Origin of the sequence: Duganella sp. FT27W (assembly GCF_009295655.1) — a bacterium.
Lineage (GTDB): Bacteria > Pseudomonadota > Gammaproteobacteria > Burkholderiales > Burkholderiaceae_D > Rugamonas > Rugamonas zoogloeoides.
Window position 1 is genome coordinate 849709 of record NZ_WHIV01000002.1, and the last position, 25637, is coordinate 875345.

Consider the following 25637-nt stretch of genomic DNA (forward strand, 5'->3'; position numbering starts at 1 on the left):
AACTAGGACCGGCATGACGCACCTGAACGAACTGCCTTTTGCGACGCTGCAGTTTTATACCACCGCGCCCTACCCGTGCTCGTATCTCGACGGGCGGCAGGCACGCTCGCAAGTCGCCACCCCGTCGCACTTGATCAATGCCGATGTGTATTCGGAACTGGTCAAGAACGGCTTCCGGCGCAGCGGCATCTTTACTTACCGCCCGTATTGCGACGGTTGCCAGGCCTGCATCCCGGTGCGGGTGGTGGTCGATCAATTCCTGTCCAGCCGAGGCCAGCGCCGTGCGTGGGCACGCCATGGCGACCTGATACCGGGCGTGGCCACGCTGTCCTTCTCCGACGAGCACTACGATTTGTACCTGCGCTACCAGAGCAAACGCCATGCCGGCGGCGGCATGGACCAGGACAGCCGCGACCAGTATGCCCAGTTCCTGCTGCAAAGCCGGGTCAACACGCGGCTGGTGGAGTTCCGCGAGCCAGGCGGCGTGCTGCGCATGGTCAGCATCATCGACGTGCTGTCCGATGGCCTGTCGTCGGTGTACACGTTTTTCGATCCCGACGTGGAAGGCGCGTCGTATGGCACGTTCAACATCCTTTGGCAAATCTCGCAGGCGCGCGAATTGAAGCTGCCTTACGTATATCTTGGCTATTGGATCAAGGAAAGCCAGAAGATGTCCTATAAAACCAACTTCAAACCGCTGGAAGCGCGCATCAAAGGCGTGTGGAGTGTACTGGGCGACTGATAAAATACGGGCGAACAACATCCAGAGCGCCCTCATGTCCCAAAACTTCCTGTACTCCCTGGCCCGTCCGCTGCTGTTCTCCATGGACGCCGAGCAAGCCCACCACACCACCCTGCCCGCGCTCAAGCGCGCTGCCGCCCTCGGCCTGACCAAACTGGTCAAGCAACCGGCGGCCGACCCGCGCACGGTGATGGGCATCACGTTCAAGAACCCGGTGGGCCTGGCGGCCGGCCTCGACAAGGACGGCGCCTATATCGACGCGCTGGCCGACCTCGGTTTCGGCTCGATCGAAGTGGGCACCGTCACGCCGCGTGCGCAGGCCGGCAATCCCAAGCCGCGCATGTTCCGCCTGCCAGAAGCGCACGGCATCATCAACCGCATGGGGTTTAATAACGGCGGCGTCGATGCCTTCGTGGCCAATGTGCAGTCGTCGCGCTTTTACCAGGACAAGGCCGGCGTACTGGGCCTTAATATCGGCAAGAACGCCGATACGCCGATCGAACGCGCCACCGACGACTACCTGCATTGCCTGGAAAAAGTCTATCCGTACGCCAGCTATGTCACCGTCAACATCTCGTCGCCGAACACCAAGAACCTGCGCCAGCTGCAAGGCGGCTCCGAGCTCGACGGCCTGCTCGGCACCTTGAAAGAGGCGCAGCTGCGCCTGGCCGACCAGCACAAGCGCTACGTGCCGCTGGCCCTGAAAATCGCACCGGACATGGATGGCGACCAGGTCAAGAACATTGCCGACGCGCTGGTACGCCACCGCATCGACGGCGTAATCGCCACCAACACCACCCTGAGCCGCGACGCGGTGACCGGCATGCGCCATGGCGCCGAAGCCGGCGGCCTGTCGGGCGCGCCCGTGTTCGCGCTGTCGAACACCGTCATCAAGCTGCTCAAGGCGGAACTGGGCGACGCGCTGCCGATCATCGGCGTGGGCGGCATCATGCGCGGCGCCGATGCCAAAGTGAAAATGGACTGCGGCGCGCAACTGGTACAACTCTACAGCGGCTTGATTTACGCCGGACCGGCCCTGGTGCGCGACTGCGCCGACGCCGTGCGTGGCAAATAAAGGACATCACATGGAAAAAACAGCACTGGGCGCGAGCGGCCTGAACGTCTCGAAAATCTGCCTCGGCACCATGACCTTCGGCGAGCAGAATACCGAAGCCGAGGCGCACAGCCAGCTCGACTACGCCTTCGAGCGCGGCATCAATTTCATCGACACCGCCGAGATGTACCCGGTGATGCCGCGCGCCGAAACGCAAGGCTCCACCGAGCGCTACATCGGCACCTGGCTCAAGAAAAGCGGCTTGCGCGATAAGGTTGTGCTGGCCACCAAGGCCGCCGGCCCCAATCCCAACCTGACCTGGGTACGCGACGGCAAGCAGAACCTGGACGCGGCCAGCCTGCGCGCAGCGGTCGAGACCAGCTTGCAGCGGCTGCAAACCGAGCATATCGATTTATACCAATTGCACTGGCCCAGCCGCAACACGCCGATCTTCGGCAGCACCGTGTTCAATCCCGAAAACGAGCGCGACTGCGTGGCCATCGAAGACACGCTGGCGGCATTGGGCGATTTGATTAAAGAGGGAAAAATTGGCGCGATCGGCGTGTCGAACGAATCGAGCTGGGGCGTGAGCGAGTTCATCAAGCAGGCCGAACTGAAGGGCTTACCGCGCATCGCCAGCATCCAGAACCTGTACAACCTCACCGCGCGCCATTACGAAACCAGCCTGCTGGACGAGACCTGCTTCCGTGAAAACGTGGGATTGCTGGCCTACAGCCCGCTGGCGTTCGGCCAGTTGACGGGCAAGTACCACGACGATCCGAAGGCGCACGGCCGCCTGACCATCTTCCCGCCAAGCTGGAGCCCGCGCTACCTGCGGCCATCGGTGCTGGAGGCGGTGGCGCAGTACACCAAACTCGCGCGCGATAACGGCATGACGCCGACGCAGCTGGCACTGGCATGGTGCTACTCGCGCTGGTTCGTGGCCTCGACCATCATCGGCGCAACCACGCTGGCGCAGTTGAAGGAAAACATCGATGCGTTTGAAGTAAAACTGTCGCCGGAGGTGGTCGAGGCGGTGAATGCGATTCACGCCTGCATCACCAACCCCGGCCAGTAATCACCGCAGTAAGCACTACCGGTGGTGGCTAGTCGCCGCCACCATTCAACGCGGTCTCGATATCGGAGCGCTTCAAATCCGGCGCAAATTGCAGGATGAAGTCGTACGCATATGAGCGCAGGTAGGCGCCACGACGCACCGCGAGGCGCGTCGTGTTCGAGGCGAACAGGTGCGATGCCTCCACCGCGCGCATGCCCTTGTCGCGGCCGTGGTCGAACGCCATCGACGCCACGATGCCCACCCCCAGCCCCAGCGATACGTACTGCTTGATCACGTCCGAATCCATCGCCGTCAACATGATGTCGGGCTTGAGGCCGGCCTGGTTGAAGGCCGCGTCGATATGGCCACGGCCGGTAAAGCCCACGTCATACGTAATCAGCGGGAATTCGGCCAGGTCTTCGAGCCGGATCGGGCTGCGCGACAGCAGCGGGTGGCCGTCCGGCACCACGATGATGTGGCTCCAGCGATAGCACGGGAACGATACCAGGTCCGGGAACTGCGACAGGCCCTCGGTGGCGATGCCGATATCGGTCTTGCCCGACAAAATCCATTCGGCGATGTGCTCGGGTGCGCTCTGCTGCAAGGCGATGCGCACGTCCGGGTACGCGGCGCGGAAGCCCTGCACCACTTTCGGCAGCGCATAGCGCGCCTGGGTGTGGGTAGCTGCCACGCTCAGGGTGCCGCTTTGCTGGCCCGTGTATTCGAGGCTGGCCTGCTGCAGGTTCTCGGCCTCGATCAGCAGGCGGTCGATGATTTTCAGGATGCCCTTGCCCGGCTCCGTCATGCCAGTCAGGCGCTTGCCGTTGCGTTCGAAAATCACCACGCCCAACTCGTCCTCGAGCTCGCGGATCTGGCGGCTCACGCCCGGTTGCGAAGTGAACAGCGCGTTGGCCACTTCGGTCAGGTTGTAGCCGCGCCGGGCCGCTTCGCGGATCGAGCGCAATTGCTGGAAGTTCATAACGGCGCTCCGGGTTGTGCTCCATTATCGACAAACACATGCAGCCGCTTCGGCCGCACGACCAGGGTCTCGCCCTCTTTGAGCTGCAAATTGGTGAAACGTTCATTCGACATCACCGCCTCGATCAGCTCGGACGTGTCGCCGCGTTCGAGATCGAGCTGGGCCAACGGGCCGATCGCGTGCGCGCGGCGCAGCTTGACCACGATGCCTTCGGCGCCCGGCGTGTAGCGGTCGATTTCCAGGTCGTGCGGCCGCACATATGCCGTACCCTTGCCGTTCTTGCCTTCGCCATTTTGCTGGCCCGGCACCTGGAAGCTGGCGTCGCCGCTGGCCAGGATGCCGTCCTGCACGCGGCCATGGAACATGTTCACATTGCCGAGGAAGCCGTACACGAACGGCGACGCGGGATGGTTGTACACCTGATCCGGCGCGCCGATCTGCTCGACGTTACCCTTGTTCATCAGCACGACCTGGTCGGCCACTTCCAGCGCTTCTTCCTGGTCGTGGGTGACGAAAATACTGGTCACGTGCAGGTCGTCGTGCAGGCGGCGCAGCCAGCGGCGCAGTTCCTTGCGCACCTTGGCGTCGAGCGCACCGAACGGCTCGTCGAGCAGCAGCACGCGCGGTTCCACCGCCAGCGCGCGCGCCAGGGCGATACGCTGGCGTTGGCCGCCCGACAGTTGCGGCGGATAGCGGTCGGCCAGCCAGTCCAGTTGCACCAGTTCCAGCAAGTCTTTTACTTTACGGCGGATCTGGTCTTCGGACGGCCGCTCGGCGCGCGGTTTGACACGCAGGCCGAAGGCAACGTTCTCGAACACGGTCATGTGCTTGAACAGCGCATAGTGCTGGAACACGAAGCCCACCTGGCGCTCGCGCACGTGGCGATGCGAGGCGTCGTCGTTGTCCAGCAGCACCTGGCCCGAATCGGGATGCTCGAGGCCGGCGATGATGCGCAACAAGGTGGTCTTGCCGCAGCCGGACGGTCCCAGCAGCGCGGTCAGTTCGCCCTGCGGGAAGTCGAGCGAGACATTGTTGAGGGCGACGAAATCGCCGAAACGCTTGTTGATGTTTTTAACTTCGATCGTCATGTTACTGCTCCTTGATACGGGCATCTTCGACGCGCGATTCGTTCAGGCGCCAGGAGATAAAGGATTTCAGGGCCAGCGTCACCAGGGCCAGCAAGGCCAGCAGGGACGCCACGGCAAAGGCTGCGGCAAAGTTGTATTCGTTGTAGAGAATTTCCACTTGCAGCGGCATGGTGTTGGTCTCGCCACGGATGTGGCCGGACACCACCGACACCGCGCCGAACTCGCCCATCGCGCGGGCATTACACAAGATCACGCCGTACAGCAGGCCCCACTTGATGTTGGGCAGCGTCACGCGGCGGAAAGTATTCCAGCCCGAGGCGCCCAAGACGATGGCCGCTTCTTCTTCCTCGCTGCCTTGCGCCTGCATCAGCGGAATCAACTCGCGCGCCACGAACGGGAACGTCACGAAAATGGTGGCCAGCACAATGCCCGGCACCGCGAACAGGATCTTGATGTCGTGCTTGTACAGCCACTCGCCGAACCAGCCCTGGGCGCCGAACAGCAGCACGTAAATCAGGCCCGAAATCACCGGCGACACCGAGAAGGGCAAGTCGATCAGCGTGAGCAAAAAGCTCTTGCCACGGAACTCGAACTTGGCGATACACCACGAGGCAGCGATACCGAACACCAGGTTCAGCGGCACGGCAATCGCGGCCGTGATCAAGGTCAGTTTGATGGCCGAGATCGCGTCTTCCTCGACGATGGCGGCCACGTACGCTTCCCAGCCCTTGCGGAACGCTTCGGCAAACACGGCAACCAGCGGCACGAACAGGAACACGGTCAGGAACAGCAGCGCGACAGCGATCAGCACATTGCGCACCCAGCGCGGCTCGAGGGTTTGCGGGGCCGACGGCAGTTCGCCGCGACGCGCAGGAGTATTAACACCGCTCATTATTTACCCGACTTTCCGCGAGCCCAGGCTTGCAAGAGATTGATACCCAACAGCATGAGGAACGACACCACCAGCATCACCACCGCAATCGCGGTGGCGCCGGCGTAGTCGTACTGCTCGAGCTTGGTGATGATGAACAGCGGCGTGATTTCCGACACCATCGGCATATTGCCGGCGATGAAAATCACCGAACCGAACTCGCCGGTGGCGCGCGCAAACGCCAGCGCGAAACCGGTCATGAGCGATGGCAAAATCGTCGGGAACACCACGCGGCTGAAGGTCTGGAACGCATTGGCGCCCAGGCTGGCAGCGGCCTCTTCCAGTTCGCGTTCGGCGTCTTCCAACACAGGTTGCACGGTGCGTACCACGAACGGCAAACCGATAAAGGTCAGCGCCACCACCACGCCCAGCGGCGTAAACGCCACCTTGATGCCCAGCACGCCTTCGATGAACTGGCCGAACCAGCCATTGGCCGAGTACAGCGCGGTCAGGGTGATACCGGCCACGGCGGTGGGCAGCGCGAACGGCAAGTCCACCAGCGCATCGACGATGCGCTTGCCAGGAAATTCGTAGCGCACCAGCACCCAGGCCACGATACCGCCAAAGATGACGTTGATAAACGCGCCGATCAGCGAGGCGCCAAATGTCAGGCGATATGAGGCCATCACGCGGTCGGATGTGACAGCCGCAATAAAGCCTTCCCAGGTCATGGTAAAGGTCTTGAGGAAAATCGCCGACAGCGGGATCAGGACGATCAACGCCAGGTAAAAGATGGTGAACCCGAGCGAGAGCCGGAAACCGGGCATCACGCGGAAAGGCGCGCCCCGTGCGGCAACGGGTGCCGTGGCGGGCGCTGCTAAGACTGCTGACATGTACGCTCCCTTATTACATAAACTTCTATAAGGGCTGCATAGTCTCACTTGTGCTTCATTCTACAAACGAAGCAATTTTTATTTAGTTAGATCAATCAGCTATAACGAGTCCAGCATACCTAGCTTTTAAAAATCAGTTTGAAGGCCACCGTCACCAGGACCACCGCCAGCAAGCCGCGCAGCAGCTTCTCCGGCACCGCGCGCGCCACGTAGGAGCCGAGCGTGATGCCCGGCAAGGAACCGACCAGCAGCGCCAGCAACAGGTTCCAGTCGATGGAACCGAGCCACCAGTGGCCCACGGCGGCAATTGCCGTCAGCGGCACGGCGTAGGCAATGTCGGTACCGGCCACTTCGGCAGCGGTCAGGCGCGGGTACAGCAGCACCAGCACGGTCGCGCCAATGGCGCCGGCACCGATCGAGGAGATGGTGACCAGCACGCCGAGCACGGCGCCGGAAACGATGGTCGCAAGCGCCAGCGAGCGGCCTTGCAGCTGGCGTTCCGGGTGCGCGGTGATCCACTCGAGCATCTTGCGCTTGAACAGCAAGGCGACGACGGTGAGCAGCACCGAGCCGCCGATCATGTAGCGGATCAGCTGGCCGATATCCTGGTTGAGGGTGCCGAAATACTTGAGCGAGAGACTGGCCAGCAGCGCGGCCGGCAAGGCGCCGATGCACAGGCGGCGCACGATATCCCAGTGCACGGTGCCGCGCAGGCGGTGGGTGAACGTGCCCACGCCCTTGGTGATCGAAGCGAAAGCGAGGTCGGTGCCCACGGCCACGGCCGGCGACACGCCAAACAGCAAGGTCAACAGCGGCGTCATCAACGAACCGCCACCAACGCCGGTCATGCCGACCAGCAGGCCAACAGCAAAACCCGATACAACAAAAGATACATCCATGCAAAAATCCCCAAAGTAGGCCGCAGAGTACCTACTTCGGGGAAATTATCAAACAACAGCATCGTTATTTGCTTATGCGCTTAGTGCGCTTCGATATGCATTACTTGTTCGGCTGGGGCGTAACGCGCAGATAAGGGCGCGCAGCCGTAAAGCCTTTTGGATACTTTTGCTTCAGCACTTCCGGATCTTGCACGGTCAGCGGAATGATGACGTCGTCGCCGTCTTTCCAGTTGCCGGGCGTGGCCACGGTGTAGCCGTCGGTCAGTTGCAAGGCGTCGATCACGCGCAGCACTTCGTCGAAGTTGCGGCCGGTGCTCATCGGGTAGGTCAGCGACAGGCGCACTTTCTTGGCCGGATCGATCACGAACAGCGTGCGCACGGTGGCAGTGGTCGAAGCGTTCGGGTGGATCATGTCGTACAGCGACGATACCGAGCGGTCTTCGTCGGCGATGATCGGGAAGCCGACCACGGTGTCTTGCGTCTGCTCGATGTCGCTGATCCAGGCCGCGTGTTTTTCAGCCGGATCGACCGACAATGCGATCGCCTTGACGTTGCGCTTGTCGAATTCCGGTTTCAGCTTGGCAGTCAGGCCCAGCTCGGTGGTGCACACCGGCGTGAAGTCGGCCGGGTGCGAGAACAGCACCACCCAGGAGTCGCCCGCCCACTCGTGGAACTTGAGCTTGCCAATCGAAGAATCCTGTTCAAAATCAGGGGCGACGTCGCCCAGTCGTAAAGTCATAGTGGTCTCCTGAAAGAGGACCCGATCGGTGGATCAGTGGGTCCGGGATTGCGTATTGTGCGCTTGTTCTGCCAAAAAATACAACATTTCCAATCCTTCGGGCCAGTCGCCCAGGCCGGACTCGGCGTTGATATGGCCGAGCGGTCCGCCGTTGACAAACCGGCTCTGCCAGCGCTCTGCCCAGCAGGCCGCGCGCGGCGCCGCCATCCAGGGATCGTTGGTGCTGCCGACCATGACGGAAGGTCGCGCCAGTGGTTCCAGCGGCAACTGGTCCACCACGTCGAATTTTTCCGGATCGGCCGGCGCCACCAGCAGCACGCCCGCCACGTTGGACGGATCGCGCGCCAGGCTGTGCACGGTGGCCAGGCTGCCGAAGCTGTGCGCCACGATCAGCGTGGGCCGGGTATCGCTGCTCTGCTGACGCAGCTGGTCCACGCGCGCCGACCAGCGTGCCAGGTCGGGCACATCCCAGTCATCCTGCTCCACGCGCTCGAAGGCCGGGAACAAACGCTGCCACCGGCTTTGCCAGTGGTCCGGTCCGCTGTTATGCAGACCGGGCGCGATCAGGACACGGAATTCGGCAAGCGCGTGGGCCATGATATTTGATTACCTGGGTTGCTTATTTAGGCTGATAAATCTGGTCGAACACGCCGCCATCCGAGAAGTGTACCTTCTGGGCTTTGGTCCAGTCGCCCGCCACATCGGCGATGGTGAACAGCTTGACGGCCGGGAACTGGCTGGCGTATTTCTTCGCTTCCTTCTCCACTGCCGGACGGTAGTAGTTCTTGGCGATGATTTCCTGCGCTGCGTCGGTGTACAGGAAGTTCAGGTAAGCCTCGGCCACCTTGCGGGTGCCACGCTTGTCCACTACCTTGTCAACCACGGCCACCGGCGGCTCGGCCAGGATCGAAACCGACGGGGCGATGATGTCGAACTTGGTCGGGCCCAGTTCCTTGATCGCCAGCAGCGCTTCGTTTTCCCACGCGATCAGCACGTCGCCGATGCCGCGTTCAACAAAAGTGGTGGTGGCGCCACGGGCGCCGGAATCCAGCACCGGCACATTCTTATACAGCTTGCCGAGGAAGTCTTTAGCGGATGCTTCGGTGCCGCTCGGCTGGCGCAGCGCGTAGCCGTAGGCTGCCAGGTGGTTCCAGCGGGCGCCGCCCGAGGTTTTCGGATTCGGGGTAATGACGGCCACGCCTGGTTTGACCAGGTCGTTCCAGTCCTTGATGCCTTTAGGATTGCCCTTGCGGACCAGGAACACGATGGTAGACGTGTACGGGGTGCTGTTGTGCGGCAGCTTTTTCTGCCAGTCCGGCGACAGCAGTTTTTTCTCGGCGATGGCGTCGATATCATAGGCCAGCGCCAGCGACACCACGTCCGCTTCCAGGCCGTCGATCACGGCGCGGCCCTGCTTGCCCGAGCCGCCGTGCGATTGCTTGATCTTGACGTTGTCGCCAGTCTTGGCTTTCCAGTCCTTGGCAAAGGCGGCGTTCACGTCGGCATACAGCTCACGCGTGGGATCGTACGATACGTTCAGCAAAGAAATATCTGCAGCGAACGATGGAGCGGCGGTAACAACAGTGGTCGCGGCCAGGATGGCAGCGGCAATAATTTTTTTGGACAGCATCGTAATCCCCTGGTTGTGAAGGCCCCAGATTACTGCTGTCCCTTATAAATGAGAACTAAGCTTTTAGCAGTTCAATATACCGCAATCTTATATAGAACTTTTCGGCAAGTTTTCTGCTCAGTAAATCTGCTCAGTAAAATCTATTAAACAAGACCACGCCCCAAGTCGCTGCCGCCAGCAGGCACGCCAGCAACACGGCTGCGCTACCGAAATCCTTGGCGTTTTTCGACAGCGGATGGCGTTCGAGCGAAATCCGGTCCACCACCGCTTCGATCGCCGAATTGATCAGTTCCACGATCAGGATCAGCACCATCACCGCGATCAGCACCAGTTTTTCAAACGCCGAAATGCCCAGCGCCAGCGCGATGGCGGTGGCGACGATGAACAGCACCAGTTCCTGGCGAAACGCGTGTTCATGGCGCCAGGCAGCCTTGAGGCCATCCATCGAATAGAAAAATGCCGAAAAGATCCGTTTCAGGCCGCTTTTGCTCTTGAACTCGCTCACTGGTTCCATGTTGGGGTCTGTGTAAAAAGATAAGATTATGCATCAAGTGCTGCGTTTTTTCACATTATGGTATAAAGTATTATCACTTTACTGCAATGCACCAACCATATGATGAAAGCAGAGACACCGACAGAGCAAAAGACCACGATCCAGGTCATCGACCGCATGATGGCATTGCTCGACGCCCTGGCGCGCTACCCGGATCCGGTCAGCCTCAAGGAATTGTCCAAGGTCTCGGGGTTGCACCCTTCCACCGCCCACCGCATCCTCAACGACATGGTGGTCACGCGGTTCGTCGACCGCATCGAACCGGGCACCTACCGGCTCGGCATGCGCTTGCTGGAGCTGGGCAACGTCGTCAAGAGCCGGCTGTCGGTACGCGAAGCGGCGCTGGACTTCATGCGCGCGCTGCACAAAAAAACCCAGCAGACCATCAACCTGTCGGTACGCCAGGGCGACGAGATCGTGTATATCGACCGCGCGTTCTCGGAGCGCTCGGGCATGCAGGTGGTGCGCGCCATCGGTGGCCGCGGACCGCTGCACCTCACCTCCACCGGCAAGCTGTTTTTATCGGTCGATGAGCCCAAGGCCATCCGCGCGTATGCCACGCGCACCGGGCTGGCCGGCCACAACAAGAATTCGATCACGGATTTGTCCAAGCTCGAGCGCGAACTGAGCCTGGTGAAGTCGCGCGGCTATGCGCGCGACAATGAAGAACTGGAACTGGGCGTGCGCTGCATGGCCGCCGGCATCCGCGACGATAGCGGCAAACTGATTGCCGGGCTGTCGATCTCGGCGCCGGCCGACCGTTTACAGGAAGACTGGCTGGAAGACCTGGTGATTACCGCCAACCAGATCTCCGCCACCCTCGGTTACATGCCGGTGGAATAAACCGGCGTGGTGCCGGCGCCGATGTTCAGCGCGGCCGGCTTCAGTGCTTCGATCCATTTGCGGATACGGCCGGCATCGGCCACCCGCGACTGCGTGCCCTTGGAATCGAGGAACACCATGATCACGGAACGGCCTTCGATCACCGCCTGCATCAGCAGGCAACGGCCCGCTTCGTTGATAAAACCTGTTTTCTGCAAACCGATCGACCAATCCGGGCTGGCCACCAGGCGGTTGGTCGTGCCGAATTGCATCGGACGGCCATTCGCTTCGACGATGGCGTTGGTGTCGGTGGAGAACTGGCGCAGCATCGGGTGTTCGTAAGCGGCAATCGCCAGCTTGGCCAGGTCGCGCGCGCTGGCCACATTCATTTTCGACAGGCCGCTCGAATCGACGTAATGGGTGTCGCTCATGCCCAGTTCGCGCGCCTTGGCGTTCATCGCTTCGACAAACGCAGGCTTGCCGCCCGGATAGTTGCGGCCGAGTGCCGAAGCAGCGCGGTTTTCCGAACTCATCAAGGCGATATGCAGCATGTTGGCGCGCGTCAGCTGGGCGCCCACGCGCAGGCGCGAGCTGCTGAACTTGGCGCGATCGACGTCGTCGTCGGTCACGGTCAGCACTTCATCCATGTCCTGGTTGGCTTCCACCACGACCAGGCCGGTCATCATCTTGGTGATCGAGGCGATCGGCAACGCGATATTGGAATTCTTTTCAAACAGCACTTCCGAATTGGCCTGGTCGAGCACCAGCGCCACGTTCGATTTCAGGTCGAGCGGATCGCGGGTGGCGGACAGGCCGGCCAGGTCGCCCATGGTGGCAAACGCCGGGGCGGCCGTGATCAGGCGCTGGTAGCTGACTTTCTTGCGGCCGTTCACGCGTGTAATACGCTTGACCACGCGGCCTTCCACCCGGGGAGCGGACAGGCGCACGGTCTGGCGCGCCTTGGCTTTTTTGACTTGTGCCTTCTTGGGTGCAGCCGTTTCTGCGTGGGCGATGCTGGCCGTGGTGAGGCCGGCGGAGGCAAACATCAGCGAAATGACGGCACTGAGCGCTAGTTTATACATTCATTTCCCCAGGAAGAACAAACAAAATTCACAAATTGATCGTTGCAGTGTAGCAAAATGCTGCGCCAGCGCAAGCAAAATTCTCCCTGCTGACCAGATTGGTTGCGGATCCGCCATATGCGAATCGCAACACGTGTTCAAACAGATATCACGAGATAAATTTAACAAATTCGTCGAGCGCCATGCGCTCGGTGACCAGCGTGTTCTCGACCTTGCTCATATCGGCATAGCCGAGGGCCATGCCGCAGACCACCATTTCATGGTCGGGCAGCGCCAACTGGGCGGCAATCACCCGATGATACTGGGTAAACGCGGCCTGTGGACAGGTATCTAGCCCACGGCCGCGCGCAGCGACCATCACGCTTTGCAGGAACATGCCGTAGTCGAGCCACGAACCCTGCGCCATCACCCGGTCGATGGTAAAGATCAGCCCCACCGGTGCGCCGAAAAAGTCGTAATTCTTGCCGTGCTGGGCGGCCATGCCGGCCTTGTCCTCGCGCGTGAGGCCCAGCAGCGCATACAGGTCCCAGCCCACCTTGCGGCGGCGGTCGATGAACGGCGACTTCCACTCGGCTGGGTAATAGGCGTATTCCTCGGTGTGCTGGCGCGCCTGCACCGGGTCGTGGTGCAGGGCCAGGATGGCATCCGACAGCGACCGCTTCGGATCGCCCTCCAGCACATACACTTTCCACGGCTGGGTATTGGTGCCCGACGGCGCCCTGCCCGCCACCTGCAGGATGTGGGCGATGTCCTCGCGCGCGACCGCTTGCGGCAGGTAGGCGCGGATCGAGCGGCGCGACGTGATGGCGGCGTCCACCGCCTGCTGTTCGGGAGTTGTCACGAGTTCTCCTTATTTCGATTTACTGACAACAAAGAATACACCGGCGACGGCCAGCGCCATGCCAGCCATGCCGAGGGCGTTGAACGCTTCGCCGAACATCAGCCACGCCATCAGCGCGGTGGTCGGCGGCGTCAGGTAAAGCAAGCTGGTCACTTGAGTGGCGTCGCTGCGGCGGATCAGCGCGAACAGCAGGAAGATCGCGCCGATCGACACCGCCAGCACCGCCCAGGCCAGCGCGCCTATAAAGTGCGCCGTCCACTGCACCGCAGCAAAGTCCAACCTCATCCCTTCAAAAATGATAGCCAATGGCAAGATCACAATCGTGGACGCGGTAAACTGGATCACCGTGCCGGTGCGCAAGTCGAATTGTGGGCAGTGACGTTTCTGGTACAAGGTGCCGACGGTGATCGACACCAGCGCCAGCACGCACAGGGCAATCGCCGCAAACGACAGGCCGACCAGCTCGATCTTGGCCGCTACCACCAGCGCCACCCCGCCAATGCCGAACAATAATCCCAGCCACTGGCGCGGCCGCACGGTTTCGCCGATCAGCGGCGCGGCAAAGGCGGTCAGGATCGGCTGCATGCCCACGATCAGGGCCGACAGTCCGGCCGGCATTCCCAGCTTGATCGCGCACCACACGCCGCCCAGGTAGCCGGCGTGCAGCAGCACACCGGCCAGCGCGATGTGCAGCACCTTGCCGTGCGGCCAGGGCGCGCGCAACAGCAACACCAGCGGCGCCAGGATCGCCAGCACGCACAGAAAACGCAGGACGATAAATGTCAGCGGCGGTGCATAAGGCAGGCCAAACTTGGCAACGATGAAACCGCTGCTCCACAAAAATACGAAAAACAACGGAATTGGCGACAGAAAAGAAGCGGTGCGGGGAGCGGTTGTGGCGGCGGACGGGTCGGGCATGTCAAGTTACTATCAGTCTAATAGGAGGTCGGCTACGCCGAACAGGTGCTCGTCGAGTCTAGCACGGGAAAGGCGGCCTCATGGGGAGGAGCCGCCGGAGGCCAGTCGTGGTGCGGTTCCACACGGATATTTACTTGCAAGGAAACAAATAACCGGCAGTCGCTTTGCTTACCTGAAAATAACACTCATGCCTTGATGCAACGCACAAAAAATCGCTTGACTTAATTTTTGAAGGCCGTAAAATCGGTCTTGTTGCGTTGCACAATTTGTGATTCGGTCTGAAACGTGGATGACTGCATTCTGGTCTGTTCTGGTCGTTTCGCACCGACAGTAAAAACAGTAAGAAACCTCATTCAAGCCCTATTTTCTGGAGAGTTAAATGTTTTCGATCCCTGAGCAATTTTCCAATGCGACCAAAGCCAACTTCGAAGCCCAGTTCGCCATCTTCTCGGCACTGACCAACAAAGCGTTCGAAGGCGTCGAAAAACTGGTTGACCTGAACCTGACCGCCGCCAAAGCTTCGCTGGAAGAATCGTCGAACACCGCCAAGCAACTGCTGTCGGCCAAAGACCCGCAAGAATTCTTCGCGCTGGCTTCTGCTCAAGCTCAGCCGAACGCTGAAAAAACCCTGGCTTACAGCCGTCACCTGGCTACCATCGCTTCGAGCACCGGCGCCGAGTTCAGCAAAGCTGCCGAAACCCAGATCGCCGAAACCAACCGCAAAGTCATTTCGCTGGTGGAAGAAGTGAGCAAGAACGCCCCGGCCGGCAGCGAAAACGCGATCGCCCTGTTCAAATCGGCCATCGGCAACGCCAATGCCGGCTACGAGCAAATGACCCGTACCGCCAAGCAAGCCGCCGAGTCGATCGAAACCAACCTGAACCAGGCCGTCAGCCAGTTCACCGCCGCTGCCGCCAAAGCCGCGCCGGTACGTGCCTGATCAGTAGCAACCTCCTCCTCGTCCGCTCGCGGACGACCTTGAAAGCCTCGGACTCCGAGGCTTTTTTTTATTCCGCCTCGGGCCGCAGCAGTCGCAAAGTATTGACGGCAGTCACCAAGTCGGAAATCGAGTCGGCCGCCATCTTGCGCATCACGCTGGCGCGATGCAGCTTAATCGTGTGTTCGACCGTGCCCAGCTCCGCTGCGATCTGCTTGTTGAGCCGACCGGCTACCACCAGGTCCAGCACCTGGCGTTCGCGCCGGGTCAACTGGCCCAACCGCGCCTGGATCGCCCCGACCAGGTCGCGCTCATCGAGGCGCTTGCGGTTCAATGCCAGCGCCAGCTCCACCGAATCGAGCAAGACATCCGCCTCCACCGGCTTGGTCAGAAAATCGCAGGCGCCCAGCTTCATGGCGCGTACGCTATTGGCGACGTCGCCGTTGCCGGTCAGGAAAATGATCGGCAGCAGTGAACGGCAGCGCAGCAGGTGTTCCTGCAACGCCGGTCCCGGCATGTCCGGCATGGAGATGTCGAGGATGATGCAGCCGTGGCGTCCGAGGTCGGCATGTTCGAGGAACAGTCGCGCCGAGCCATAAGGTTCGATCACATACGACGTGGCGAAAAACAGGCGCTCGACCGAGCGCAGGATGAAGGGATCGTCGTCGATCAGGAACACACAGGGGGGCTTAGCGGGGGTCATCGAGGGGCATGGTGAATTCTACAAGAGAGCCTGCCGGCGCGAGCGGCTGGGCCGTGATCTCGCCGCCGTGGGCGTTGACGATTTTTTTGCAAATATTGAGGCCTAGTCCCAGTCCTCCCTCCTTGGTGGTGAAGAACGCCGCAAAAATCTCGGCCTGGCAACTGGTGGGGAAACCGCAGCCGGTATCGGCCACCGACAACAAGGCAAACCGCGCGCCGGCGCGGCGTGCCGACAAGGTGATGGTGCGCCGTGCCGGCGGCAAGTCCTTGACGGCATCGACCGCGTTCATCAGCAGGTTGACGAGTACCTGCTGCAACTGGATGGCGTCACCCCGGATATACAGGCCGGGCTCGCATTGCTCATGCATCACGATCTGCTTTTGCGTAAAGTCGTGGCGCAGCAGAGTTTGCACCGTGGCATATACCCTGGGCACATACACCTTGTCTGCGGCCTGGGTGCCGGGGAACAACAGACGGCGGACGCGGACGATCACGGCGGTGGCCATCTGGGCCTGGTGGATGATGTCGAGCACGATCGCCAGGTGGGCGGCAGGGTCGAGCCGGTGGCTCTTGATCATCATTTCCGCCGCCTGGCTGTTGGTGAGGATCGAACTCAGCGGCTGGCTCAGCTCGTGCGCCACCGCGCCCGTCATTTCCCCGGCCATGGTCACCCGCGCCAGGTGGAACATTTTCACTTCGCTGTCCTTGAGGGCGATGGCCGCTTCCAGCTCGCGCGAGCGGGCGTTATGCATGGCCAGGCGCAAGGTTTTCATCGAGTGGGCAATGGAAAAGCCGAGCGCCACCACGGCAAAGATCGTCGTTTGCGCCAGGTAGAAATTCTTCTCCAAAAGATACTGGACGGTGAACACATTGCTCAGGCTGAGCAGCTTCATGCTGAGCGACACACCCATCGGAAAAAAAGCGACAAAGAAAAACAGCGCGTCGATATTTTTCTGCCAGCACAGGCGGATTGCCAGCGCCGCCAGCAACATGATATCGATCAGCATCAAGTGGCCGATGACCGCGTAGGCCGCCGCATAGCCGGCCATGAATACCCACGTCACGGCAGCGAACAACAGGCAGATCACGACGTCGTAAATGCCGATCAGCAAGGACGGCGTGTGTGCCGACAGCCGCAGGAACTGGCGGGCGAACAGGAAGAAAAAGCCGCCGCCCATGGAAAAGCAGGTCAGCAATACCAGGTTGTTGGCCTCGGGATAGGTACGCAGCAGCAGCTCGGCGCTGACGCCGTAATACACCAGGTTGGTGCACACGGTGAGAAACAAAAAGGCTGAAAACAGCAGGTAGGTATTTTCCCGCGTCAGCCCGTACAGGAACAGGCTGCACAAGCAAAACGCCAGCAGGCAGCCGAAATACGCGCCCAGATAGAATTTTTCCTGCGAACGGTACGCCATGAAGTCTTGCGCTGCCAGCAGGGACAGCGGTGGCGACTCGAGAAAGCCGTCATGCGAGGCCATGTGCAGGTATACCTGCAGGCGCTCGCCCGGATGCACGATCAGCGGCAACGACAGCGTGTGATTGCGCTGGTAACGAAAGTCGAACGGCCGCCGGTCGCCGCTGGCAACGCTGGTCTTCAACTGGTCGAGCTCGGCGTCGAACACATACCAGTCCACGTAATCCTGCAAGGGCGTCTTCAGGTCGAGCACCACGTTTTGTTCCTGCGTGGACGAGTTGCCCAGTTCCAGCCGCACCCACCACGCCGAACCGGTAAAGCCGAAGCGCGGCGATTGTCCGCTGGCATGGCGCCAGCCGGCCTGGTTGCGCACGTCCGCAATCGTCTGCCTGGCCGAGCGGTCTTCGAGCAGGTCGTAACGCAGAATCACCCCCAGTTGGCTGGCGTCGGCCACGTCGTAAAACGCTTGCTGCGGCTGGGCTGTGGCTGCGGCCGGGATGGCCATGACCATCAGCGCGGCCAGCCAATACCATGCTGCTGCTATGTTTATTCCCTTTACTGCGCGCTGCATGGTGGCTTTCTGCATTTCCTGACACATCAATATACCGGCGCACCAGCGGACCATCAATAGAACCATGGTGTAGTGGCCGCCCTGTTGCGGACGCGCTATGCTCGGCTCAAATTTTCCACAAGGAAACCACCACCACTGGTTGAACGCCAGTCTCATGAGTGCACCAATTGAGAAGGCGACACACATGATCATTGCACGCAGAATTAACGAGATTTCAGGCATTCTCGATTTGAATTTGAACGAGCAATCGCGCAAGCAGTATTTTCTCCAGGAATTGAAAACGCCCAGCCTGTCGCTGCAATGGATCGCGCTGACGGGATTGCTGGCAGCATATGCCGTGGCGCCGCCCTTCGTGCTCGATATCGGAACAACCTTCAGCGCCTGCGTGCTGGGCCTGCTGTTGGGCATCCTGGTCAGCCATCTCAGCCGAAACTACGTGCATCTCAACATCGGCGGATTTTCGTCGATGCTGTTTGCCGGCGCCGGCTTTCGCCTGATCCTGATCGCCACCGAGCGTGCGCCCTACTGGACGCTGCCGCTCGGCGCGCTGATGGCTGTCTCGGTCGCGGTCATCATCAGCGGACCGCTCATGTACCTGCTGCTGATGGCGACGATGTGGAAAGTGCTCCCGATCGACTTGCACACGTCGGTGTTTGCCCACGGCCATGGCCTGTGGCCGCAATTGCTGATCGGTTCGGCAATGCTGATCGGTTTGTTGATCAGCATGTTCCTGCACCGGTTGCGGCACCTGAACCAGGTATGCACCCTGCGCCTGGTGGACATGGCTTACAAGGACCACCTCACTGCGATTCCCAACCGCCGCTGGTTCATGGAAGCGGTCACCCTGGCGCTCCAGCGCCGCCAGCTGGACGGTTACCTGCTGATGCTCGATATCGACGATTTCAAGCGCGTCAACGACGAGGCTGGCCACGACACGGGCGACGCCGTGCTCAGGCAGGTGGGCGCCATCATCGGCGACGTCGCTGCCGGCCTGCCGCACGGGCGCCTGGGCGGCGAAGAATTTGCCATCGTGGCGCGCGGCCGGCGCGGCGATGCCGAAGCCATCGCCGCACGCCTGCTACAGGCAGTGCGCGCCACGCCCATCGCCGGCCGCCGCGTGACCGTGAGCATCGGCGCCTGCGTGCTCGAGGACGAAAATATTTCGCGCTGCATGCGCCTGGCTGACGAAGCGCTCTACCGCGCCAAGCTCGGCGGCAAGGACCGGGTGGAATTCAATCCCGAGCCGGTTGCCGTCGTATCCCGGCTCCCCTCTTCCCCTCATTTGGAAAGCACGACATCATGATGCACATTCGCACAATCAAAGGAAAACTGGCGCTCGCCTTCGCCGCGCTGGCCAGCATGGTGCTGCTGGTGTCAGGCATGGCGCTGACCTCGCTGCTGCAGGCCAATGAGCGCTTCAACAGTTACCTGGCCGAGACCAACGCCCGCGCGGTGCTGGTCGCAAAACTGCAGCAGGCCGTGGACCAGCGTGCCATCGGTGCACGCAATATGCTGCTGCTCGAGAACGCCGGGCAAGTGGCTGCCGAGGCGGAGCGCGTCCAGCAGTCGCACCTGGAAGTGGGCGGCTATCTCGAGCAATTGCAGCGCAGCGCGCAGCAGTCGCGCGAGATCACCGGCCCCGCAGCCGCCTTGATTGCCACCCTGGTGCAAGTGGAGGCGCAGTACGGGCCGGTGGCGCAAGCCATCGTCGCACTGGGCCTGGCCGGCCAGCGTACCGAGGCCATCGACAAGCTCAATCGCGAGTGCCAACCGCTGCTGGCCCAACTGGGCCGGGCCAGCGCCGAGTATGCGCGGTATGCCGACACCCGCGCCGTCGTACGCCAACGCGCCGGTGCGGCGGATTTCGACCGGCAGCGCAACCGCCAGGTCGCGGTTTGCCTGCTGGCGCTGGCATCGGCGGTGCTGGCCGGGCTCTGGATCTCGCGCACGCTGCACCGCGCGCTCGGCAGCGAACCGGCGCTATTGGGCGCGGCAGCGCAACAGGTGGCCGGTGGCGACCTGAGCCACGAGGACGGCGCCGCCGGCATGCCGGATGGCAGCGTGATGGCGTCGCTGGCGCAAATGCGGCGCGCGCTGGCGCGCCTGGTGGGCGAGGTGCGCGCAGCGGCGCACCTGATTGCCGACGGCTCGGCCGAGATCGCCTCGGCCAACGCCAACCTGAGCGCCCGCACCGAGGAACAGGCCGGCAGCCTGGAGCAAACCGCAGCGTCGATGGAAGAGTTGACGGTGGCCGTCAAGAGCACCGCGCAGGCCGCACAGACGGCGGCCGACCTGTCGATGGCAGCATCAAGCGTGGCGCGCAAAGGCACCGGCGCGGTGGCCAGCGTGGTCGATACCATGGACGCGATCGACACCAGCTCGCGGCAGATCGCGCAGATCCTCGGCACCATCGACGCCATCGCCTTCCAGACCAATATCCTCGCACTCAACGCCGCCGTCGAAGCGGCGCGTGCAGGCGAGCAAGGCAAGGGCTTCGCGGTGGTGGCCAGCGAGGTGCGCACCCTGGCCCACCGCAGCGCTGCTGCGGCCAGGGAAATCAAGACCTTGATCGACGCCTCGATGGCGAATGTGGCCGCCGGCGGCAAACTGGCGCGCCAGGCCGGCGCCACCATGGAGGAGATCGTGCAAAGCGTCGATCACGTGGTGGACATCATCAACGACATCAGCCTGTCGGCCACCGAGCAAAGCCATGGCATCGAACAGGTGACTATTGCAGTGAGCCAGCTCGACCGCATGACCCAGGAGAATGCGGCAATGGTGGAGGAAACGGCCGCTGCCGCCGGTCAGCTCAAGCACCAGGCTTTACACATGAGTAACCTGGTGGGTACCTTTAGGCTGGGCGGCGACCGGCCACATGGACAGACAAGGCCGCACATCGAACGCAACCAGCGCGACCAGTTGGCCCGGCCGGCTTTGCTGGCTTAGCCGGCTAATATGCCTGGCGCCTACTCGCCCAGGTAGGCAGCCTTCACGCGCGGGTCGTCCAGCATGGCGCTGGCCTGGCCGGTCATGGTGATCACGCCGGAGTCCATCACGTAGCCACGGTGGGCCGCTTGCAGCGCCAGCTTGGCGTTCTGCTCGACCAGCAGCACGGTAATGCCTTCGGCCGAGACGTTGCGGATCACCTCGAAGATCTTGTCCACCATGATAGGCGACAGGCCCATCGACGGCTCGTCGAGCAGCAGCAGTTTCGGGTGCGACATCAGCGCGCGCGCCATCGCCAGCATTTGCTGCTCGCCACCGGACAGGGTGCCGGCCAGCTGCTGCGCGCGTTCCTTCAGGCGCGGGAACACGTCGAACCATTTGGCGACGTCCGCCTCGATGCCGGCCTTGTCGTTGCGCGTAAACGCGCCCATCATCAGGTTTTCCTGGATGGTCATGCGGGTGAACACACCGCGCCCTTCCGGCACCATGGCCAGCTTCTTTTCCACCAGGTGGAAGGACTTGGTGCCCTTCATCGACTCGCCCTGGTAGGTGATCGTGCCTTCGACCTTGCACTCGGGCAGGGTGCCGGTGATGGCTTTCAGGGTGGTGGTCTTGCCGGCGCCGTTGGCGCCGATCAGCGCGACCAGCTCGCCCTGGTTCACTTCCAGGTCGATGCCCTTGACCGCCTTGATGCCGCCGTAGGCGACCTTCAGCCCCGAGATCTTTAAAACATTGGTGCTCATTAATGCGATCCTCCGAGGTAGGCGTCGATCACCGCCTTGTTGCTTTGTATTTCAGCCGGCAGTCCTTCGGCAATCGGCTTGCCGTACTCCAGCACCATCAACCGGTCGCACAGCGCCATCATCATCTTGACGTCGTGCTCGATCAGCAGCACGGTCTTGCCCTGCTGCTTGATCTTGATGAGCAGCTCGCGCAGCGCCAGTTTTTCGGTGGCGTTCATGCCAGCCGCCGGTTCGTCGAGCGCCAGCAGTTGCGGATCGGTGGCCAGCGCGCGGGCGATTTCCAGGCGGCGCTGGTCGCCGTACGACAGGAACTTCGACGTGCGGTTGGCAAACTTGCCGATGCCGACGAAATCGAGCAGCTCCTGGGCGCGGGTGCGGATCGACGCTTCTTCCTCGCGCGCGGCCTTGTGGCGGAAGATGGCGCCGAACACGCCCTGCTTCGAGCGCACGTGGCGCCCGACCATGACGTTTTCCAGCGCGGTCATCTCGCCAAATAAACGGATGTTCTGGAAGGTGCGGGCGATGCCGGCCTTGGCCACCTCGTGCGGGGCGGACGGCGAATACGGCTTGCCGGCCAGCTCGAAGGTACCGGTATCGGGCTGGTACAGGCCGGTAATGACGTTGAAGAACGTGGTCTTGCCCGCGCCGTTGGGGCCGATCAGGCCGTAGATCTGGCCCTGCTTGATCGTGATGCCCACGTCGGTCAGCGCCTGCAGGCCGCCGAAGCGTTTATTGACGCCGGCGATATTCAAAATAGTTGGCTGTTCATTCATGGTGGCGTTCATCGTTGCACTCCTCAAGCCGCGACCGTGTCGGACGATTTATCTTTGGTGTCCGAATCGTGGTCGGGACGGTCTTCGTGCTTGGGCGACGGCCACAGGCCGGCCGGGCGGTACAACATCATCAGCACCAGCGCCAGGCCGTACAGCAGCTGGCGCAGCACTTCCGCTTCGATCACGACATGGCCGAACAGCTTTTGTTGCAGCGGCTCCACCACGTGGCGCAGCACTTCCGGCAGCGAAGCCAGCAAAGCACCGCCGAGGATCACGCCCGGGATATGGCCGATGCCGCCCAACACCACCATCGCCAGCACGGCGATCGATTCGGTCAGCGAGAACGACTCGGGCGAGACAAAACCCTGGAACGCGGCAAACATGGCGCCCGCCACGCCGCCGAACGACGCGCCCATCGAGAAGGCCAGCAGCTTGACGTTGCGGGTGTTGATGCCCATGGCCTTGGCGGCGATTTCATCTTCGCGGATCGCTACCCAGGCGCGGCCCAGGCGCGAGTGCTGCAGGCGCGCCGTGACGAACACGATCACCACGCACAGGAACAGGAACAAATAGTAGTAGGCATTGACCGACGGCATGGCGAAGTCGCCCAGCATGACAGTGGCGCGCGAGCCGGCCTCGCCGGCCAGGTTGACGCCGAACACGCGGATCGGGTCGATCATATTGATGCCCTGCGGACCGTTGGTGAAATTGATCGGCTCGTTCAAGTTCATCATGAAAATACGGATGATCTCGCCAAAGCCCAGGGTCACGATGGCCAGATAATCGCCGCGCAGCTTGAGCGTGGGGGCGCCCAGCAAGGCGCCAAAGAAACCGGCCAGGATGGCGGCGATCGGCACGATGGCCCACACCGACAGGTGGATGCCGTTCTGCTGGATCTCGGGCCCGAGCACGGCAATCAGGGCATCGGCCACGGCCGGGTACTCGTAGATCATCGATTCGAGCAAGGTGGCGAACTGCGGCGACGCCAGCAGGCCGGTCACGTACGCGCCCACCGCGAAGAACGCGATGTAGCCGAGGTCGAGCAGGCCGGCAAAGCCGACCACGATGTTCAGGCCCAGCGCCAGCATGATGTACAGCAGCGCCATGTCGATGATGCGTACCCACGAATTGCCGAACTGGGCGGCAAAGAACGGGAAGATCAGCAGGCCGATCAACAGCACGGCCATGCTGGCGTAAGCCTTGCGCGGGTTATGCGACGTGTCAAAAATAGCCATCTCGGTCTCCTTATGCGCGGTCGGCCACGCGCTCGCCCATGATGCCGGACGGCCGCACGGTGAGCACCAGGATCAGCACCACGAAGGCAAAGATGTCCTGGTAGTGGCTGCCAAGGAAGCCGCCGGTCAGGTCGCCGATGTAGCCGGCGCCCAGGCTTTCGACCAGTCCCAGCACAATGCCGCCGATCATGGCGCCGTAGATGTTGCCGATACCGCCCAGCACGGCCGCGCAGAACGCTTTCAGGCCGGGCAGGAAGCCCATGGCAAACTGGATCGACGCATAATTGGCGCCCCACATCACGCCGGCCACGGCAGCGAGCGCCGCACCGAGCGCAAACGTCAGCACGATCACTTTATTCGAATCGACGCCCATCAGGCCGGCCACGCGCGGGTTCTCGGCCGTGGCGCGCATGGCGCGGCCCATCTTGGTTTTTTCCACCAGCAGCACCAGGCCCACCATCGATGCGGCAGCGAGCACCAGCAGCAAGATCTGGGTTTGCGAAATCAGCGCGCCGCCGATCAGCACCGGCTCGGGCGACAGCAGTTGCGGGAATGGCAGCGGGTTGCGGGTCCAGATCATCATGGCAATCGTCTGCAACAGGATCGACACGCCGATTGCGGTGATCAAGGGAGCCAGGCGCGGGGCGTTGCGCAGCCGGCGATAAGCGACCCGCTCGATCAGCACGTTGACGATCATGCAGACCGGAATCGCGCCGCCGATGGCAATCGCCAGCTTGATATAGCCGGGCATTTCGGGCGCATATTGATTGAGCAAGTTGAGGATGGTCAGCCCGGTCATGGCGCCGATCATCAAGACGTCGCCGTGGGCGAAGTTAATGAGGTTGAGCACGCCGTACACCATGGTGTAACCGAGCGCGACCAGTGCGTACATGCTGCCGAGCACCAGCCCGTTGATAATTTGTTGGATAAGGGTATCCATTGAGAACCTTTACTATGTTATGCCTGCACCACGTAACAAAAACGGCACCCGGAAAGCAAGTTCCCGTAGTGCCGCAGTTGGCTACGCATTCATAATGCAAGTTTCGTACCAGAAGTACCGCTGGAGACGAAACGACAAGCTTTTAAGAGCGAGGCAATGATAGCGAGATTCTGGAAAAACTAACAGCGGAATAACTCAGCAGTAACTGAATTAAATTCCGCCGCGATCAAGGCGTTTTTAAGCGACGCCCTCGATTGGTGCAAGTTTGGGACCATCGAGGCCCTTGGGCAGAGGGAATGTGACCGACTCTTCCACGCCGTCGAGCGGACGCACGCTGCGCACGCCGCACTCTTTCAAACGCGAAATCACGGCTTCGACCAGCACTTCAGGCGCCGACGCGCCGGCGGTCACGCCCACGCGCACCTTGCCGTCGAGCCAGGCCGGGTCGATTTGCGAGGCGTTATCGACCATGTAGGCAGGGGTACCCATCTTTTCGGCCACTTCGCGCAGGCGGTTCGAGTTCGAGCTGTTGGGGCTGCCCACCACGATCACCAGTTCCACCTGCGGCGCCATGAACTTGACGGCTTCCTGGCGGTTGGTGGTGGCGTAGCAGATGTCGCCTTTCTTCGGCTCGATAATCGCCGGGAACTTGCGCTTGAGCGCGGCGATGATTTCGATGGTGTCATCGACCGACAGCGTGGTCTGCGACACGTAGGCCAGCTGGTCGGGCTTGGCCACCACCAGGTGTTCGACATCGTCCACGGTTTCCACCAGGTACATGCCCTGGTCGGTCTGGCCCATGGTGCCCTCCACTTCCGGGTGGCCCTGGTGGCCGATCATGATGATCTCGCAGCCCTGCTTGCGCATCTTGGCCACTTCCACGTGGACCTTGGTCACCAGCGGGCAGGTAGCGTCGAAGATCGACAGCCCGCGCGACTCGGCTTCGGCCCGCACTGCGCGCGAAACGCCGTGCGCCGAGAATACCAGCGTATTGCCGGCCGGGACGTCGTCGAGGTCCTCGATAAAGATCGCGCCCTTGGCGCGCAGGTCGGCCACGACATAGGCGTTGTGGACGATTTCGTGGCGCACATAGATCGGCGCGCCGAACTGGTTCAGGGCGCGCTCGACGATTTCAATGGCGCGGTCGACGCCGGCGCAAAAGCCGCGCGGCTGGGCCAGCAGGAGTTCTTTATCGCTCATGGGTTAAT

Annotated in this window: 26 protein-coding genes; 7 read left to right on the forward strand and 19 right to left on the reverse strand. The window is 61.8% G+C overall.

Going from position 1 to position 25637, the window contains the following annotated elements:
• Positions 1-13: 13 nt before the first annotated feature.
• The 3 genes from F8197_RS09970 to F8197_RS09980 are packed head-to-tail and all read left to right on the forward strand — an operon-like array spanning position 14 to position 2874.
• A complete protein-coding gene (locus tag F8197_RS09970) occupies positions 14-742 on the forward strand; it encodes an arginyltransferase (protein ID WP_152881699.1) in 729 nt (242 codons plus the stop codon).
• 34 nt (positions 743-776) lie between these two features.
• Positions 777-1817, forward strand: a complete 1041-nt coding sequence (locus F8197_RS09975; protein ID WP_152881700.1) for a quinone-dependent dihydroorotate dehydrogenase — start codon at positions 777-779, stop codon at positions 1815-1817.
• Positions 1818-1827: 10 nt separating this feature from the next.
• Positions 1828-2874: an aldo/keto reductase gene (locus F8197_RS09980; protein WP_152881701.1), complete on the forward strand. Its 1047-nt coding sequence runs from the start codon at positions 1828-1830 to the stop codon at positions 2872-2874.
• Between the two features lie 28 nt (positions 2875-2902).
• On the opposite strand, the gene F8197_RS09985 is transcribed toward F8197_RS09980, so the two are convergent.
• The 9 genes from F8197_RS09985 to F8197_RS10025 form a co-directional block, all read right to left on the reverse strand.
• Positions 2903-3832, reverse strand: coding sequence for a CysB family HTH-type transcriptional regulator (locus F8197_RS09985; protein ID WP_019922902.1), 930 nt, complete (start codon positions 3830-3832; stop codon positions 2903-2905).
• Positions 3829-4920: a sulfate/molybdate ABC transporter ATP-binding protein gene (locus tag F8197_RS09990; protein WP_056140866.1), complete on the reverse strand. Its 1092-nt coding sequence runs from the start codon at positions 4918-4920 to the stop codon at positions 3829-3831. The genes F8197_RS09985 and F8197_RS09990 overlap by 4 nt, the downstream gene beginning before the upstream one ends.
• Before the next feature lies 1 nt (position 4921).
• Positions 4922-5812, reverse strand: coding sequence for a sulfate ABC transporter permease subunit CysW (gene cysW, locus F8197_RS09995; protein ID WP_152881702.1), 891 nt, complete (start codon positions 5810-5812; stop codon positions 4922-4924).
• Positions 5812-6684 (reverse strand): sulfate ABC transporter permease subunit CysT, encoded by an 873-nt coding sequence (gene cysT / locus F8197_RS10000; RefSeq protein ID WP_056140870.1) that lies wholly within the window; start codon positions 6682-6684, stop codon positions 5812-5814. Before cysT ends, cysW begins: the two co-directional genes overlap by 1 nt.
• Positions 6685-6803: 119 nt before the next feature.
• Positions 6804-7583 (reverse strand): sulfite exporter TauE/SafE family protein, encoded by a 780-nt coding sequence (locus F8197_RS10005; RefSeq protein WP_152881703.1) that lies wholly within the window; start codon positions 7581-7583, stop codon positions 6804-6806.
• 100 nt (positions 7584-7683) lie between these two features.
• Entirely contained in the window at positions 7684-8322 is a 639-nt protein-coding gene (locus F8197_RS10010) for a peroxiredoxin (RefSeq protein WP_019922907.1), read from the reverse strand.
• Positions 8323-8355: 33 nt separating this feature from the next.
• Entirely contained in the window at positions 8356-8919 is a 564-nt protein-coding gene (locus F8197_RS10015; RefSeq protein WP_152881704.1) for an alpha/beta hydrolase, read from the reverse strand.
• Between the two features lie 22 nt (positions 8920-8941).
• On the reverse strand, positions 8942-9952 hold the full coding sequence (locus tag F8197_RS10020) for a sulfate ABC transporter substrate-binding protein (protein ID WP_152881705.1): 1011 nt from the start codon (positions 9950-9952) through the stop codon (positions 8942-8944).
• 130 nt (positions 9953-10082) lie between these two features.
• Positions 10083-10466, reverse strand: a complete 384-nt coding sequence (locus tag F8197_RS10025) for a diacylglycerol kinase (RefSeq protein ID WP_152881706.1) — start codon at positions 10464-10466, stop codon at positions 10083-10085.
• Between the two features lie 102 nt (positions 10467-10568).
• On the opposite strand from F8197_RS10025, the gene F8197_RS10030 reads away from it, so the two are divergent.
• A complete protein-coding gene (locus F8197_RS10030) occupies positions 10569-11348 on the forward strand; it encodes an IclR family transcriptional regulator (protein WP_152882033.1) in 780 nt (259 codons plus the stop codon).
• Here F8197_RS10030 and pbpG read toward each other — a convergent pair.
• From pbpG to F8197_RS10045, 3 genes are all read right to left on the reverse strand, one after another.
• Complete coding sequence (gene pbpG, locus F8197_RS10035; protein ID WP_056140883.1) at positions 11330-12409, reverse strand: D-alanyl-D-alanine endopeptidase; 1080 nt, start codon at positions 12407-12409, stop codon at positions 11330-11332. The genes F8197_RS10030 and pbpG overlap by 19 nt on opposite strands.
• 148 nt (positions 12410-12557) lie before the next feature.
• Entirely contained in the window at positions 12558-13250 is a 693-nt protein-coding gene (locus F8197_RS10040) for a nitroreductase (RefSeq protein ID WP_373996831.1), read from the reverse strand.
• A 9-nt stretch (positions 13251-13259) separates the two neighbouring features.
• Complete coding sequence (locus F8197_RS10045; RefSeq protein ID WP_152881707.1) at positions 13260-14168, reverse strand: DMT family transporter; 909 nt, start codon at positions 14166-14168, stop codon at positions 13260-13262.
• Between the two features lie 379 nt (positions 14169-14547).
• Here F8197_RS10045 and F8197_RS10050 point away from each other — a divergent pair, with 379 nt between their 5' ends.
• Positions 14548-15108 carry a phasin family protein gene (locus tag F8197_RS10050; RefSeq protein ID WP_019922915.1) on the forward strand — a complete coding sequence of 187 codons (561 nt, stop codon included), beginning with the start codon at positions 14548-14550 and terminating at the stop codon, positions 15106-15108.
• 67 nt (positions 15109-15175) lie between these two features.
• Here F8197_RS10050 and F8197_RS10055 read toward each other — a convergent pair whose 3' ends face one another.
• Complete coding sequence (locus F8197_RS10055) at positions 15176-15808, reverse strand: response regulator transcription factor (protein WP_152881708.1); 633 nt, start codon at positions 15806-15808, stop codon at positions 15176-15178.
• Positions 15795-17792: a 7TM-DISM domain-containing protein gene (locus tag F8197_RS10060; RefSeq protein WP_193333386.1), complete on the reverse strand. Its 1998-nt coding sequence runs from the start codon at positions 17790-17792 to the stop codon at positions 15795-15797. Before F8197_RS10060 ends, F8197_RS10055 begins: the two co-directional genes overlap by 14 nt.
• Positions 17793-17976: 184 nt before the next feature.
• Here F8197_RS10060 and F8197_RS10065 point away from each other — a divergent pair, with 184 nt between their 5' ends.
• Positions 17977-19095, forward strand: coding sequence for a GGDEF domain-containing protein (locus F8197_RS10065; RefSeq protein ID WP_193333387.1), 1119 nt, complete (start codon positions 17977-17979; stop codon positions 19093-19095).
• Positions 19095-20738: a methyl-accepting chemotaxis protein gene (locus F8197_RS10070; RefSeq protein ID WP_152882034.1), complete on the forward strand. Its 1644-nt coding sequence runs from the start codon at positions 19095-19097 to the stop codon at positions 20736-20738. The genes F8197_RS10065 and F8197_RS10070 overlap by 1 nt, the downstream gene beginning before the upstream one ends.
• A 20-nt stretch (positions 20739-20758) precedes the next feature.
• Here the strand turns inward: F8197_RS10070 and F8197_RS10075 are convergent, their stop codons facing one another.
• The 5 genes from F8197_RS10075 to ispH form a co-directional block, all read right to left on the reverse strand.
• Positions 20759-21481, reverse strand: a complete 723-nt coding sequence (locus F8197_RS10075; RefSeq protein WP_152881711.1) for an ABC transporter ATP-binding protein — start codon at positions 21479-21481, stop codon at positions 20759-20761.
• Positions 21481-22254, reverse strand: a complete 774-nt coding sequence (locus F8197_RS10080) for an ABC transporter ATP-binding protein (protein WP_056141940.1) — start codon at positions 22252-22254, stop codon at positions 21481-21483. The genes F8197_RS10075 and F8197_RS10080 overlap by 1 nt, the downstream gene beginning before the upstream one ends.
• Before the next feature lie 23 nt (positions 22255-22277).
• Complete coding sequence (locus tag F8197_RS10085; protein WP_019922921.1) at positions 22278-23489, reverse strand: ABC transporter ATP-binding protein; 1212 nt, start codon at positions 23487-23489, stop codon at positions 22278-22280.
• Between the two features lie 10 nt (positions 23490-23499).
• Positions 23500-24429 carry a branched-chain amino acid ABC transporter permease gene (locus F8197_RS10090; RefSeq protein ID WP_056140901.1) on the reverse strand — a complete coding sequence of 310 codons (930 nt, stop codon included), beginning with the start codon at positions 24427-24429 and terminating at the stop codon, positions 23500-23502.
• Positions 24430-24666: 237 nt separating this feature from the next.
• Positions 24667-25629, reverse strand: coding sequence for a 4-hydroxy-3-methylbut-2-enyl diphosphate reductase (gene ispH, locus F8197_RS10095; RefSeq protein WP_019922923.1), 963 nt, complete (start codon positions 25627-25629; stop codon positions 24667-24669).
• Between the last annotated feature and the right edge of the window lie 8 nt (positions 25630-25637).